General features: G+C 62.0%; 14 protein-coding genes and 1 pseudogene. 7 read left to right on the forward strand and 8 right to left on the reverse strand.

Going from position 1 to position 12354, the window contains the following annotated elements:
- From DM373_RS14270 to DM373_RS14280, 3 genes are all read right to left on the reverse strand, one after another.
- Positions 1-234, reverse strand: a 234-nt coding sequence (locus tag DM373_RS14270; RefSeq protein ID WP_482822400.1) for an arsenate reductase/protein-tyrosine-phosphatase family protein, incomplete at its 3' end; no start/stop codon positions are given.
- 19 nt (positions 235-253) lie between these two features.
- Positions 254-610 (reverse strand): metalloregulator ArsR/SmtB family transcription factor, encoded by a 357-nt coding sequence (locus DM373_RS14275; RefSeq protein ID WP_051096013.1) that lies wholly within the window; start codon positions 608-610, stop codon positions 254-256.
- An 8-nt stretch (positions 611-618) separates the two neighbouring features.
- Positions 619-1032: an arsenate reductase ArsC gene (locus DM373_RS14280; protein WP_110994187.1), complete on the reverse strand. Its 414-nt coding sequence runs from the start codon at positions 1030-1032 to the stop codon at positions 619-621.
- A 115-nt stretch (positions 1033-1147) separates the two neighbouring features.
- On the opposite strand from DM373_RS14280, the gene DM373_RS14285 reads away from it, so the two are divergent.
- Together DM373_RS14285 and DM373_RS14290 are read left to right on the forward strand one after the other, a co-directional pair.
- Positions 1148-1486 carry an ArsR/SmtB family transcription factor gene (locus DM373_RS14285; protein ID WP_110994188.1) on the forward strand — a complete coding sequence of 113 codons (339 nt, stop codon included), beginning with the start codon at positions 1148-1150 and terminating at the stop codon, positions 1484-1486.
- Between the two features lie 42 nt (positions 1487-1528).
- Positions 1529-2620, forward strand: a complete 1092-nt coding sequence (locus DM373_RS14290) for a flavin-containing monooxygenase (RefSeq protein ID WP_110994189.1) — start codon at positions 1529-1531, stop codon at positions 2618-2620.
- A gap of 38 nt (positions 2621-2658) precedes the next feature.
- On the opposite strand, the gene DM373_RS14295 is transcribed toward DM373_RS14290, so the two are convergent.
- The 3 genes from DM373_RS14295 to DM373_RS14305 form a co-directional block, all read right to left on the reverse strand.
- Positions 2659-4023 carry an NAD(P)-binding domain-containing protein gene (locus DM373_RS14295; protein ID WP_110994190.1) on the reverse strand — a complete coding sequence of 455 codons (1365 nt, stop codon included), beginning with the start codon at positions 4021-4023 and terminating at the stop codon, positions 2659-2661.
- Complete coding sequence (locus DM373_RS14300) at positions 4020-4535, reverse strand: arsinothricin resistance N-acetyltransferase ArsN1 family A (protein WP_051096008.1); 516 nt, start codon at positions 4533-4535, stop codon at positions 4020-4022. Before DM373_RS14300 ends, DM373_RS14295 begins: the two co-directional genes overlap by 4 nt.
- Positions 4536-4598: 63 nt before the next feature.
- Positions 4599-5093 carry a MarR family winged helix-turn-helix transcriptional regulator gene (locus DM373_RS14305; RefSeq protein ID WP_110994191.1) on the reverse strand — a complete coding sequence of 165 codons (495 nt, stop codon included), beginning with the start codon at positions 5091-5093 and terminating at the stop codon, positions 4599-4601.
- Positions 5094-5227: 134 nt separating this feature from the next.
- Between DM373_RS14305 and DM373_RS14310 the strand changes: the two genes are divergently transcribed.
- Positions 5228-6424, forward strand: coding sequence for an MFS transporter (locus DM373_RS14310; RefSeq protein ID WP_110994192.1), 1197 nt, complete (start codon positions 5228-5230; stop codon positions 6422-6424).
- A gap of 232 nt (positions 6425-6656) precedes the next feature.
- Positions 6657-6989: pseudogene (gene greB / locus DM373_RS14315) on the forward strand (transcription elongation factor GreB); the annotation flags it as partial.
- Positions 6990-7006: 17 nt separating this feature from the next.
- Here greB and DM373_RS14320 read toward each other — a convergent pair.
- Both DM373_RS14320 and DM373_RS14325 read right to left on the reverse strand, forming a co-directional pair.
- A complete protein-coding gene (locus tag DM373_RS14320) occupies positions 7007-9514 on the reverse strand; it encodes an ABC transporter permease (protein WP_110994194.1) in 2508 nt (835 codons plus the stop codon).
- Positions 9514-10197, reverse strand: a complete 684-nt coding sequence (locus DM373_RS14325; RefSeq protein WP_110994195.1) for an ABC transporter ATP-binding protein — start codon at positions 10195-10197, stop codon at positions 9514-9516. Before DM373_RS14325 ends, DM373_RS14320 begins: the two co-directional genes overlap by 1 nt.
- Positions 10198-10207: 10 nt before the next feature.
- Between DM373_RS14325 and DM373_RS14330 the strand changes: the two genes are divergently transcribed.
- The 3 genes from DM373_RS14330 (at position 10208) to DM373_RS14340 (ending at position 12234) form a co-directional block, all read left to right on the forward strand.
- On the forward strand, positions 10208-10813 hold the full coding sequence (locus tag DM373_RS14330) for an arylesterase (protein WP_110994196.1): 606 nt from the start codon (positions 10208-10210) through the stop codon (positions 10811-10813).
- Between the two features lie 58 nt (positions 10814-10871).
- The gene (locus DM373_RS14335) at positions 10872-11153 is read left to right on the forward strand and encodes a hypothetical protein (RefSeq protein WP_110994197.1); all 282 of its coding nucleotides are present in this window, start codon (positions 10872-10874) and stop codon (positions 11151-11153) included.
- A gap of 106 nt (positions 11154-11259) precedes the next feature.
- Positions 11260-12234: a L,D-transpeptidase family protein gene (locus DM373_RS14340; RefSeq protein ID WP_110994198.1), complete on the forward strand. Its 975-nt coding sequence runs from the start codon at positions 11260-11262 to the stop codon at positions 12232-12234.
- The last annotated feature ends 120 nt before the right edge of the window (positions 12235-12354 follow it).

Here is a 12354-nt window from a genome sequence, read left to right on the forward strand (position 1 = left end):
AGTGATGACAAAGTCCGGTGCCAGCTCGGCATGCGCGTCACTGGACTTGCTGCTGAGGCCCTCGGTGGAGATACCGGCACGCTGCAGCGCGGTGATGGACAGCGGGTGCACCTCACCCTTTGGCTGGCTGCCGGCGCTGTAGGCCTTCATGCCGGCCGGGGCCAGATGATTGAAAACAGCCTCGGAGAGGATGCTGCGGCAGCTATTGGCGGTGCAGAGGAACAGAACTTTCATCGGGTTTTCTCGGCAATGATCAGCAGCAGGAGGCGACGCGTTGAGGGCGGTCACCCATGGTGTCCAGTCGTTTGGTGCTAGTACTTAGCCATTCGCGGTTGGCTTCCAGCGTCGTCGCCAGGACCTCACGTACCCAGGCGGGAAGCGATGGATGCAGCCGGTAATAAACCCACTGGCCCTGACGGCGGTCTTCCAGCAGGTCACAGGTGCGCAGTTGCGCCAGGTGGCGAGAAACCTTGGGCTGGCTTTCTTCCAGCGCGCAGGTCAGTTCACAGACGCAGAGTTCTTCCTCGCGAGCGATCAGCAGCATCATCCGAATGCGGTTCTCGTCGGCGAGGCATTTGAAAACCTTGGTGGGGGTCAGCGAGTCAGTCATAGCAATTCTCAGTGTTTGGTTTTCACCAGGACGAACATCTTGATGCGCTCATGAATCTCGTGAAGCGTGTGTCGGAAGGCATCGTGTTGGTCACTGGTGACAGGGTCTTCGAAGTTCCACGCCAGAACCTCGCCGAAGGCAGGCAACGTAAGGCACTCATGGGCTGCCTTGTCGCACAGCGTAATCACGTAGTCGAACCGCTCCCCTGCGAACTCATCGATGGACTTGCTGCGTAGAGCCTTGGTATCGATATCGAGATATTCGAGGGCTTCATAGGTGCGCGGATCGACTTGGCCAGGCTGGGTACCTGCGCTGAAGGCTTCGAAGTGAATAGGGTCTGTGTGTCGGAGCAAAGCTTCGGCGAGCTGGGAGCGAGCGGCGTTCGCGGTGCAAACAAACAGGACGCGGATCTTGCCAGTCATCACTTGGTACCCTGCGCGTATATGGTTTTTCGAATATACGCTTTTCCGAATGTATCGCAAGCCCTCGATGATGGGTGGCTTTACATGTGCACGTTTATGCACATATATTGACCGCATGACGATCAACCAAAATCTCCGTGCTCAAACCATCGACGCCGCCATCGAGTCGCTGGACGAGGCCTTCTTCAAAGCGCTTTGCGAGCCTTCCAGAGTCGCGGTTTTCAAGCGCGTGCTTTTGCTCGGCCGGGCTGATGTCGGCGAAATCGCCAAAGAGCTGCCACAGGAGCGCTCGGTGATCTCCAGGCACCTGCAGGTATTGCATGACGCCAAGATCGTGAAGGCTACCAAGGTGGGCAGGCAGGTGTTCTATGAAGTAAATGGCGAGGCGATCGTCGAGCGTCTGGAGGGTCTGCTCCAGCGAACCAAAGGTCTGGTTTCGCTCTGCTGTCCGTAGGCCGGCCTTTTTTTGCCCTTATATATGCATGAGTGCGCACATATGAATGATTCGAATCGCGTTCTGGATGTGGTCGTCATCGGTGGTGGGCAAGCAGGTTTGGCGACTGGCTGGCATTTGCAGCAGCGCGGCTTGGAGTTCCTCATCTTGGATGAGCAGGCATCCCTTGGCGGGAACTGGCGTAACTACTACGAAAGCCTGCAGCTGTTCTCACCAGCTGAGTACTCTGCGCTGCCGGGGCGGGCGTTTCCTGGCGATCCCAAGGGCTACCCGCTGCGAGACGATGTGGTGCAGTACCTGGAGGCATACGCCGCCGAGTTTCAGTTGCCTTTCCAGGGCGGTACCCGAGTGGTGGCGGTCGTACAGAAGGAAAAGGCATTTGAGGTTCGCACCGCCAACGGAGCGACTTTCACTGCGCGTGCTGTGGTAGTGGCATCAGGGGGCTTCAGCTGTCCTTTCATGCCTGACATTCCTGGGCTGGAGAACTTTTCAGGACACTGTCTGCATAGCTCGGCTTATCGAACACCTGAGGCCTTTGCCGGCCAGCGTGTTGTCGTTGTGGGGGCAGCGAACTCGGCTGTTCAGATTGCCTATGAGCTTGCCGGCGTTGCACAGGTAGTGCTGGCTACCCGCGAGAAGATCCGCTTCTTCCCTCAGCGGATTCTTGGACTCGATTTTCATGCCTGGCTGAAATTCACCGGGTTGGAGCAAACACGATGGTTGAGTGATCAAAGCACTCCAGTGCTCGACACCGGCAAGTACCGAAAGGCACTGAGCAGCGGCAGACTTCAGCGCAGAGCCATGTTCCAGCAGGTACTGCCCGACGGTGTGATTTGGCCAGACAAAAGCAGCACCCAGATTGACGCGCTGATATTCGCAACAGGATTTCGCCCTAACCAGGAGTTTCTGGCGCAGCTCCCAGTCGTTGACCGGCACGGGCGTACGCTACAGCGAAACGGCGTGGCAATTCAGGTGCCTGGCTTGTACTTCGTGGGTCTGCCCAAGCAAAGGAATTTTGCCTCGGCGACCCTGCGAGGTGTTGGAGCTGATGCGGCATACCTGATGCCGCGGCTGCTTGAGCACTTGAGCGATAGGCGATTGCCTCACCTGTCCACTTCGCCCCGCACGATTTGAACTCGTGCAGGGCGAAAGAGCAGTCTCAGAGCATGGGGTTATGCGCGGCTTGCCGGTGTGCAGCAGCTCGACTTTTGGGCTGAAGGCGTTGCCAGGGGTTCCGGTGATGCACAGCAACTGGTTTGAGTAGTGGGCTTGGGTGCGCAGCAACTGGAAGCTTCATCTTGCTCCTCGAACTGAAGGCTGCAGACACCGGTTTCAGGCAGTTCGAGCTCGACACGCCGTGCCGCTTCCCAGTCGCCTGCAAGCCCGGCCATGATTGAGCGCACCTGCTCATACCCGGTAATCATCAGGAATGTCGGAGCACGACCGTAGCTCTTCATGCCTACGATAAAGATGCCTTCGTCGGGATGAGAGAGCTCATCGATGCCATGGGGGCGAACGGTACCGCAGCTGTGCTCATTCGGGTCGATCAACGGGGCCAACTGAACAGGGCTCTGTGTAGCCGGGTCGATAGCCAGTCGTAGCTCGCCCAGAAGCTGCAGATTAGGGCGGAAGCCAGTGGCGACGATGATCTCATCCACCTCTGGCAGAGCTTGGCCATTGCTGTGCACGACCAGCCCCTGTTCGGTCGTGTCGACCTGGCTGATGGAGATGTCCTGGTGTAGCGAGATCTTTCCTTGTTCGAGCAATGCACGGATTCGCAGACCCAGGCTGCCGCGCTCGGCCAATTTGTCATTGGCACCACCACCCAGAATTTTATCTAGCGAGTGTCCGCGAATAGCCCACGAAACCTGGGTACCGGGCAGTTGGACCAGATCCTGAAGAGCGTTGAATGCCGAGTGTCCGCCACCTACAACCAGCACTCGGCGCCCGAGATAACGATCGCGCGCATTGCCGCTGACATCGGGAATCCCATAGGCAATATGCGCTTTGGCGTTCAACTCTCCCAATGCCGGGATGCCGGATGCGCCCATCCAGTTCGGGGTCTCGTACGTGCCCGAGGCATCGATGACTGCGCGAGCTTGGATGTCTTGCTCACCCTTTGGCCCTTTAACACGCACCAGGAACGCGGCAGATTCGCGGCCTTTGGTTTTCTGCACATCAGCGCCGACTTTCGTCACAGCAGTGACGCGAGAGTTCAGATGAAGTCGTTCCTTGATGACTGGCAGCTCAGCTAGCGGGAGCAAGTAGTGATCCAGCAGTTCACGACCTGTGGGGTACGTGTCGGAATCAGGCGCTTGCCAGCCCGTTGCCGACAGTAACTTTGCAGCCTCCTTGTCTACGTTGTATTCCCAGGGCGAGAACATGCTGACGTGGCCCCATTGGCTAATGCTTTCTCCAGCCTGGCCGCCTGCTTCAAAAATGAGTGGGTTCATACCCCGGGCCACTGCGTGCGCAGCAGCCGCCAGCCCCACGGGGCCGGCGCCGATGATTACGATGGGAAGATCAGATTGGCTCATGCTCGTTCTCCTGTGTCAGGTTGGTTGGAGGGGAAGACTCGTTCAACGATGGCGCAATCAAGCCAGCGTCCTTCAAGGCATGCGTGTTTTTCATAGACGCCGACCTTCCGGAAACCGCAGGACTGGCAGAGCGCAAGGCTCGCTTCGTTGAAGGTGAAAATGCGGGAAAGGACTTTCCAGAAGCCCCGTGCCTCTGCTTCGCTCAACAGTGCGTTCAGCAGTGCCTTGCCGATGCCACGCCCACGGACATCTCGCCGTAAGTAAATCGAGAAATCAGCGATGCCGGCATAGCAGGAGCGCGCCCGGTAGCTGCTCAGGTTTGCCCACGCCACTACTGCGCCGTCTAGCTCGACGACCAGCACCGGGAAGCGAGACATATCGGCAACCCAGGGCTGTACATCCATGGCGGTCCGAGGCTGGGTCTCAAACGTAGAGCTACGGTCATCGATCCCTTGGTTGTAAATCTCGGCGATGGCCTGAACATCACCGAGCTGAGCGGGGCGAATGTGCATCTGGCTTCCTTTTTAAGTTGGTAGTAACAACAATTTAGATAAAAAAGGGGGATCTCCCCCTCATTATTCTTGCGGCTTCGCTGAGCAACTCTCGTTTGCCAAGCCGCAACGTACCTCAGCAGCGCGGGTCAGCTGCCGCAGGAGCGTCAGGGCTCCCTGGCGTACTTCCGGTGCCATGCAACTGATCATCGCCTTTTCTTCATTGATGAGGTCATCGCGGATGCGCTCATACAGGTCGGCACCGGCTTCGGTAGCCTGGACCCGCACGGCACGACGGTCTTCCGGATCTTCCACGCGGGAGACATACCCCTTGCGTTCCAGCGTATCGACGACACGGCTAGCCGTGCTCTTGTCCAGGAACATTTCCTCGGCCAGGGCCTGCAGACGTAGTGGTCCCTGCTTCACCAAGGTCTCGATGGCGTAGCACTGGGTGACGGATACGTCATAGCAGCAGATGCGATCGCGATCCCTGAACTGGTAGACGCGCACCAGCTGGTTCAGGGCTTCGTAGAGGTCTTCAGCATCACGGCTAAGGTCGTCGTTGTGCTCGTTCAGCATGTCATTTCCAGTTAGTTGTTACCTGCAACAATATGGGCGATGAGCGCGCTCGTCAACTGACCGGTCATCAGATTGACCTTTCAGAGCTCCGTCGACTACATTGGTTGTTACTAACAACCATAACAAGGACTGCCGTGACTCGACATGAACAGCTCCTGCCAGCCAACGTGGGTCGCGCTCGGTTAGTGTTCACCTTGGGCATCACCCAGATCTTGGCTTGGGCGTCGACGTTCTACCTGCCGGCGGTCCTGGCAGGTCCAATTGCTCGCGATACGGGCTGGTCTCTATCGTTTGTCGTGGGCGGACTGTCCTGGGGCATGCTGGTTGCTGGCCTTTGCTCTCCGCTGGCTGGCCGACTGATTGATCGCCGCGGCGGGCGCTCGGTCCTTGTTTTCAGTTCGCTGATGCTGGGTGCTGGGCTCACGGTGATGTCGATGGCCAACTCTCTGTGGCTCTATTACCTGGCTTGGTCGCTCCTTGGCGTAGCCATGGCCACGGGTTTGTATGACGCGGCATTTGCAACTCTGGGGACGTTGCTGGGAGAGCGTGCGCGGGGTGCAATAACGGGGCTGACCTTGATTGGCGGCTTTGCCAGTACTGTTGGATGGCCCGCGTTGGCGGCACTGGAGTCATGGATAGGCTGGCGGGATACCTGCTTGGTACTTGCTGCGATACATGTTGTGGTTGGCTTACCTGTTCATTGGCTGGCGGTGCCGAAACCGCTCGGCTCAGGAAAAGAGTCAACCTCGGAAGAGCTGGCGTCGGTGACGCTCGATGAACGTAGCCGCCGCCTTTTCTGGCTTGTTGCAGGGCTGCTGACAGTAGTCGCCTTCGTCATGGCCAGCCTGTCTGTTCACCTGCTCACGGCGCTCAAGCAACTGGGTCTGCCAACGGTCACGGTGTTGGCAGTCGGGATGGTCATTGGACCGGCCCAGGTGGTTGCCAGGGTGCTGGAATTTTCGATTGCCCGGCATCTTCATCCGAGCTGGTCGGCTCGCGTCGGTGTGATGGTAAGCCTCATCGGCATCTGCCTGTTTATCCCTGGTGTGCCTTGGCTGGCATTTCCTGGAGCGGCACTTTACGGCGCGGGAATGGGGATTCTGACCATCGCCCGAGGCACATTGCCGTTGGTGCTTTTTGGCCCCCAGGGATATGGCGCACGGATGGGAGCACTGGCGCGGCCCATGCTTCTCGCACAGGCCGCAGGTCCATTTGCTGCGGCCATTGTGTTGAGCGCTCAGGGCGCTCCTGTAATGCTTTTGCTGATGGCGATGATGATCGCGGTGGCACTCTGGGGAAGCATCAAGTTGCCCACAGACACTCATTTATGACCAGCAATAAGGGGCTTACAAATTGGCTACTTACGGTCCAAAAACAGAGCGGGCCGTACTGATCGCCTCCAACCCAGGGCTGTCGCTAAGCCGGCGTAACCGCACCGAAGCTAGGTAGCTTCTGCTTTGATCTACGACGAAGCGAACCGAAGATGATCTGGAGCGTTTGTATCGTCGGGCCATCCTACGAGGACTAGCCCTGTTAATAGTATGTTTTGATCTGGGGCCCTAATACCAGTACAACAAGAAGCTGCTGCGCGAGATCGATCGCCGCGTGCGCTACCTGCGCAAGCGCCTGGAAGACGTCAAGGTCGTGGCCTACTCACCCGAGCAGGAAGGCAAGGTGTTCTTCGGTGCCTGGGTGGAGATCGAGAACGATGACAGCGAGCAGTTGACGTTCCGTGTAGTCGGCTATGACGAGATCCACGGGCGTAATGACTACATCTCCATCGACTCGCCCATGGCCCGCGCCCTGCTCAAGAAGCAGGAGGGTGACGAGGTGCTGGTGCAGACGCCTACCGGCGAGGCGACCTGGTACATCAACCGCATCAGCTACAGGCCGTAGCCGGCCCCTCTGAGCATTCAGCCTTCGCGCAGTACCGCCAGCGGGCTGGCGTTAAGCGCTCGCCGCGTGCCGATCACCCCGGCGCCTCCCACCAGCACCGCGCCTGCCAGTGGCAGCCCCAGCAGCCATAGGTGCGGCGCCCAGTGCAGATCGAAGGCATAGCGGTACAGTGCCCAGGTGATCAGCTCGCAACCCAGTGCGCCAAGCAGGCCGCTGACGGCCCCCAGCAATCCGAATTCGATACGCCGGGCCTTGACCAGCAGCGGTCTTGCGGCCCCCAGGGCGCGTAGCAGGGCGCCCTGGCGGATGCGTTCGTCGAGGGTTGCCTGCAGGCCTGCGAACAGCACCGCCAGCCCCGCTGCCAGCACGAACAACAGCACATATTCCACCGCCAGCGTCACCTGGGCGAGGATGCTGCGCAGTTGGCCGAGTAGGGCGTCGACCTGGAGGATGGTCGCCGCCGGGAATGCCCGTGACAGCGCGACGACTTCCTGATCATGGCCGGGGGCAAGGTAGAAGCTGGTCAGGTAAGTGGCGGGCAAGCCCTGTAAGGTCCCGGGCTGGAAGATCATGTAGAAGTTGGGCTGAAAACTGTCCCAGTGCACCGTGCGCAGGCTACTGACCCTTGCCTGGCGCTGCTGGCCACCGATGTCGAAGGTCAGCAGGTCGCCCAGTTGCAGGTTGAGGCTCTGCGCCAGTTCTGCCTCGACCGAAACGCCAGGTATGGCAGCGTCTTGCGGCGCCTGTTGCCACCAACTGCCGGCGCTCAGCGCGTTGCCCTGAGGCAGCTCGGCGGCCCAGGTCAGGCTGAGGTCGCGCTGTACCGCCCGCTCGCCGGTGGACTCCTTGCTCACCAGTTGGCGTACCGGCTGCTCGTTGATGTGGGTGAGGCGGCCAGGAATTACCGGATACAGCGGCGCGGAGGTCGCGTTGATCTGTGCCAGGCGCTCAGTGAACGGCTGGCGTTCATCAGGCAGGATGTTCAGGGCGAAATGGTTGGGGGCATCCTTGGGCAGTTGCGCCTGCCAGTTGTCGAGCAGTTCCGCGCGCAGCAGCGCCACCAGACCCATGGCCAGCAGGATCAGGCCGAAGGCCAGGGCTTGGCCGGCAGCTGCCAGTGGATGACGTAACAGCTGGCCCAGGCCAAGGCGCCAGGCCAGCGGCGCACCGGCCAGAAGCTGGCGCAGGCTACGCAAACCGAGCAGCAGCAAGCCCCCGAGCAGCAGCGCGGCGATCAGGCCGCCCCCCAGCAGGGCGAAGGTGAGCAGCAGATCGAGGCTCAGGCGCCACATGATCAGGCCCAGGGCGAGCAGGGCTGCGCCATACACCAGCCAGCTGCTGGTTGGCGTGGGCAGCAGGTCGCGGCGCAGCACTCGCAAGGGCGGCACGCGGCCGAGGGCGGCCAGTGGCGGCAGGGCGAAACCGGCCAGGGCCACCAGCCCGGTGCCGATCCCGGCAAGCGCGGGCGCGACACCGCCGGGGGGCAGTTGGCTGGGCAACAGGCCTTCGAGCAGGCGGAACAGCCCCAGTTGGGCGAGCCAGCCGAGCAGGGCGCCGCCAAGGGCTGCGACCGTGCCGAGCATGGCCAGCTGCAGGCAGTAGAGCCCCAGTGCCTGGTGCCGCGACAGGCCGAGGCAGCGCAGCAATGCGCTGGCGTCCAGGCGCCGGGCGGCGTAACGGCTGGCCGACAGGGCCACGGCGACACCGGCCAGCAGCACCGCCACCAGGCTGGCCATGTTCAGGTAGCGCTCGGCCTTGCCCAGCGCCCCGCCGATCTGACGGTTGCCATCACGGGTGTCGAGCAGGCGCTGATTGGCTGCCAGGCTCGCTTCGGCGGTTTTGCGGTACTGGGCCAGGGCGTCGATGTCGCCTCGCCACAGCTCCCGGTAGCTGACCCGGCTGCCGGGCTGGATCACCCCGGTGGCTTCGAGGTCGGCCAGGTTCATCAGCACGCGTGGGGTGAGGCTGTAGAAGTTGTTGGCGCGGTCTGGCTCGTAGGTCAGTACGCGGCTCATGCGCAGGGTCTTCATGCCCACATCGATACTGTCGCCCACCGACAGCCCGAGCGCCGCCAGCAGGCGTGGCTCGACCCAGGCCTCGCCCGGTGCCGGGCCGCCACCGGGCGTTTCTGCGGCATAGGGCGCGGCGGCGCTGCGCAACTGGCCGCGCAAGGGGTAGGCGGGGTCGGCAGCCTTGATGCTCGACAGCTGAATGCCGTTGTCGCCGCCGACCACGCTGGTGAACTCCACCACCTGGGCGTGGCGCAGGCCCAGCACGGTGCCATCGGCGATCTGCTGCGCGGTTGCCGGCGCGCTGCCTTGCAGCACCAGGTCGGCGCCGAGGAATTCACTGGCGCGCAACTGCATCGCGCCATTGAGGCGGCTGCCGAAGTAGCCGATGGCGGTACTCGCCGCCACTGCCACCAGCAGGGCGAAGAACAGCACGCGCACTTCGCTGGCGCGGGCATCGCGCAGCAGCTGGCGCAGCGAGAGCGCGCACAGGCGCAGGAAGGGCAGGCGGGTCATCAGGGCTCCAGGGGCGCGACCAGGCGGCCGGCATCCAGGCGAATCAGGCGGCGGCAGCGGCTGGCCAGCCGCTCGTCGTGGGTGACCAGTACCAGCGTGGTGCCGCGCTCCTGGTTCAGTTCGAACAGCAAGTCGCTGATGCGCTCGCCGGTGTGGCTGTCGAGGTTGCCGGTGGGTTCATCGGCAAACAGCACCGCAGGTTGCGCGGCGAACGCGCGGGCGATCGCCACCCGTTGCTGTTCGCCGCCGGAAAGCTGGCGTGGGGTGTGGCTCAGGCGTTTGCCCAGGCCGACCCGCTCAAGCAGGCTGCGGGCGTGCTCGCGGGCATCGCGGCGGCCATCGAGCTCCAGCGGCAGCATCACGTTCTCCAGGGCATTGAGGCTGTCGAGCAACTGGAATGACTGAAAGACAAAACCGACGTGTTCGGCGCGTACCCGGGCGCGCTGATCTTCATCGAGCGGGCCGAGGTCGTGGCCGGCCAGGATGACGCTGCCGGCGCTGGGGCGATCAAGCCCGGCGAGCAGGCCGAGCAGGGTGGATTTGCCGGAGCCGGAGGCGCCGACGATGGCCAGGCTGTCGCCTTGGGCAAGGTCGAGGGAGAGTGCGTGGAGGATGGTCAGGTCGCCTTCCGCGCTGGGGACCACTTTGCTAAGGTTCTGCGCAACGAGAATGCTGGGGCCCATGGAGAATCCGATGCGAATGTGGTGGTTGAGTGCCGGTCTGGCCCTGTGTTGCCTGGCCCAGGGCGCGGTGGCGGGAACGGTGCTGGTCGTTGGCGATAGTATCAGCGCCGGTTTTGGCCTGGATACCCGTCAGGGGTGGGTCGCACTCCTGCAGCAGCGCCTGCAGCGCGAGGGTTTTGACGATCAGGTGGTCAATGCCTCGATCAGCGGCGACACCAGTGCTGGTGGCCAGGCGCGGCTGCCGGCGCTGCTTGCAGCGCACAAGCCGGGCCTGGTGGTGCTGGAGCTGGGGGGCAATGACGGCCTGCGCGGGCAGCCTCCCGAGCAATTGCAACAAAATCTTGCCTCGATGATCGACGATGCCCGTGAGGCGGGGGCAAAGGTCGTATTGCTGGGCATGCGCCTGCCGCCCAATTATGGCGTGCGCTACACGACGGCCTTCGCCCAGGTCTACGAGCAACTGGCCGGCGAGAAAAACGTGGCGCTGGTGCCGTTCTTCCTCGAGGGCATCGGTGGGGTGCCGGAGATGATGCAGGCCGATGGTATTCATCCTGCCCAGGGGGCCCAGCAGCGTTTGCTGGAAAATGCCTGGCCGGCGATAAAACCCTTGCTGTGACGCTTTTATCGGGGGCCGCTTTCGGCTAATGTTGCGCCCCCCGATTCGAGTGCCCCCGATGCCCCGCCCCGCCTGGTCCCTGTACGCCTATCAACTGATCGAGCCCGACGAGCAGCTCGACCTGTTCGCCTGCCAGGAGATCCGCGTGCACCTGGCGGCCCGCCAGCTGGAACTGGGTGTGCCGGCCGACCGTACCCTGTGCGGCGGCCTGCTGCCGGCGCAACCGCGCTGGTCGGTGGTGGAGCGCGCCATCTACCGCGACGAGCGCCTGTGCACGCTGTGCAAGGCCATCCTTGATGCCCAGCGCCACGGCATGCGCCCGGTCTGGCCGCAACTCTGAGCACCTTTCATCATCTGAAACGCTTGCCCGCCGCCGACGCCTCCCGCTCGCCGGTGCACGGGTGTACAATCGACTCCCTTGACTGACCTTTCGAAGGATTTACCGGATGTTGCCGCGCTTTCCCGCCGTCACCCGTAGCCTGTCCCTGGCCGCCCTGCTGGTAGCCGGCCCCGCCGTTGCGCTGGAACTGCCGTTGCCCCCTCCTGGTGAAGACGTCGTCGGCCAGGTTCGGGTGATCAAGGCCAAGTACGAAGACACCTTCGCCGACATCGGTACCGCCAACGACCTGGGCTACCTCGAAATGATCGCCGCCAACCCGGGCGTCGACCCCTGGTTGCCGGGCGCCGGTACCGAGATCATCCTGCCCACGCGTTACGTCCTGCCGCCCGGGCCGCGTGAAGGCATCGTCATCAACCTCGCCGAGTACCGCCTCTACTACTACCCGAAAGGGCAGAACGTGGTGCATACGTTCCCGCTGGGCATCGGCCGCGAGGGTTGGGGTTCGCCAATTGCCAACACCCGCATCACCGCCAAGACCCCGAACCCGACCTGGACGCCACCTGCCTCCATTCGCAAGGAGCACGCTGCCGATGGCGACATCCTGCCCGCGGTGGTGCCGGCCGGCCCGGACAACCCGTTGGGGCCGTTCAAGTTCACCTTGGGCGTGCCGGGTTACCTGATCCACGGTTCTAACAAGAAGTTCGGTATTGGCATGCGCACCAGCCACGGTTGCTTCCGCATGCTCAATAACAACGTGTTGACGCTGTCGAAGATGGTCCCGGTAAACACGCCGGTTCGCATCATCAACGAGCCTTACAAGTTCGGCGTCAGTGGTGGCAAAGTCTACCTCGAGGCGCACACGCCGCTGGATGACCAAGGCAACCCGTCGGTGGTCGACAAGCACACCGCGGTCATCAATGCGCTGCTCAAGCGTGAGGACCTGGCCAACAACTTGCGCATGAACTGGGACATGGTGCGTGATGTGGTTGCCGCCGAAGATGGCATGCCGGTTGAAATCGCCGTCCCGGTCAATGGTGGTGCCGCACCGGTGGTCTCGAGCATTCCAGCCGAACTGCAGTAAGCCATTCGCGATTCGTGTAAAGGCCTGCCTTAGTGCAGGCCTTTTCGTTTGTGCGTTTTGCCTTTCACCCGGCAATAAAAAAGCCGACCCACAAGTGGGTCGGCTTCTTAACAATCCGTG

It is taken from the genome of Pseudomonas sichuanensis, assembly GCF_003231305.1.
Lineage (GTDB): Bacteria > Pseudomonadota > Gammaproteobacteria > Pseudomonadales > Pseudomonadaceae > Aquipseudomonas > Aquipseudomonas sichuanensis.

Bases quoted from the DNA above. Each gene is read 5' to 3' on its own strand.
- DM373_RS14335 (WP_110994197.1), top strand. From the start codon at position 10,872: ATGCCCCGCCCCGCCTGGTCCCTGTACGCCTATCAACTGATCGAGCCC.
- DM373_RS14340 (WP_110994198.1), top strand. From the start codon at position 11,260: ATGTTGCCGCGCTTTCCCGCCGTCACCCGTAGCCTGTCCCTGGCCGCC.
- DM373_RS14290 (WP_110994189.1), top strand. From the start codon at position 1,529: ATGAATGATTCGAATCGCGTTCTGGATGTGGTCGTCATCGGTGGTGGG.
- DM373_RS14320 (WP_110994194.1), bottom strand. From the start codon at position 9,514: ATGACCCGCCTGCCCTTCCTGCGCCTGTGCGCGCTCTCGCTGCGCCAG.
- DM373_RS14295 (WP_110994190.1), bottom strand. From the start codon at position 4,023: ATGAGCCAATCTGATCTTCCCATCGTAATCATCGGCGCCGGCCCCGTG.
- DM373_RS14325 (WP_110994195.1), bottom strand. From the start codon at position 10,197: ATGGGCCCCAGCATTCTCGTTGCGCAGAACCTTAGCAAAGTGGTCCCC.
- DM373_RS14305 (WP_110994191.1), bottom strand. From the start codon at position 5,093: ATGCTGAACGAGCACAACGACGACCTTAGCCGTGATGCTGAAGACCTC.
- DM373_RS14285 (WP_110994188.1), top strand. From the start codon at position 1,148: ATGACGATCAACCAAAATCTCCGTGCTCAAACCATCGACGCCGCCATC.
- DM373_RS14330 (WP_110994196.1), top strand. From the start codon at position 10,208: ATGCGAATGTGGTGGTTGAGTGCCGGTCTGGCCCTGTGTTGCCTGGCC.
- DM373_RS14275 (WP_051096013.1), bottom strand. From the start codon at position 610: ATGACTGACTCGCTGACCCCCACCAAGGTTTTCAAATGCCTCGCCGAC.
- DM373_RS14300 (WP_051096008.1), bottom strand. From the start codon at position 4,535: ATGCACATTCGCCCCGCTCAGCTCGGTGATGTTCAGGCCATCGCCGAG.
- DM373_RS14280 (WP_110994187.1), bottom strand. From the start codon at position 1,032: ATGACTGGCAAGATCCGCGTCCTGTTTGTTTGCACCGCGAACGCCGCT.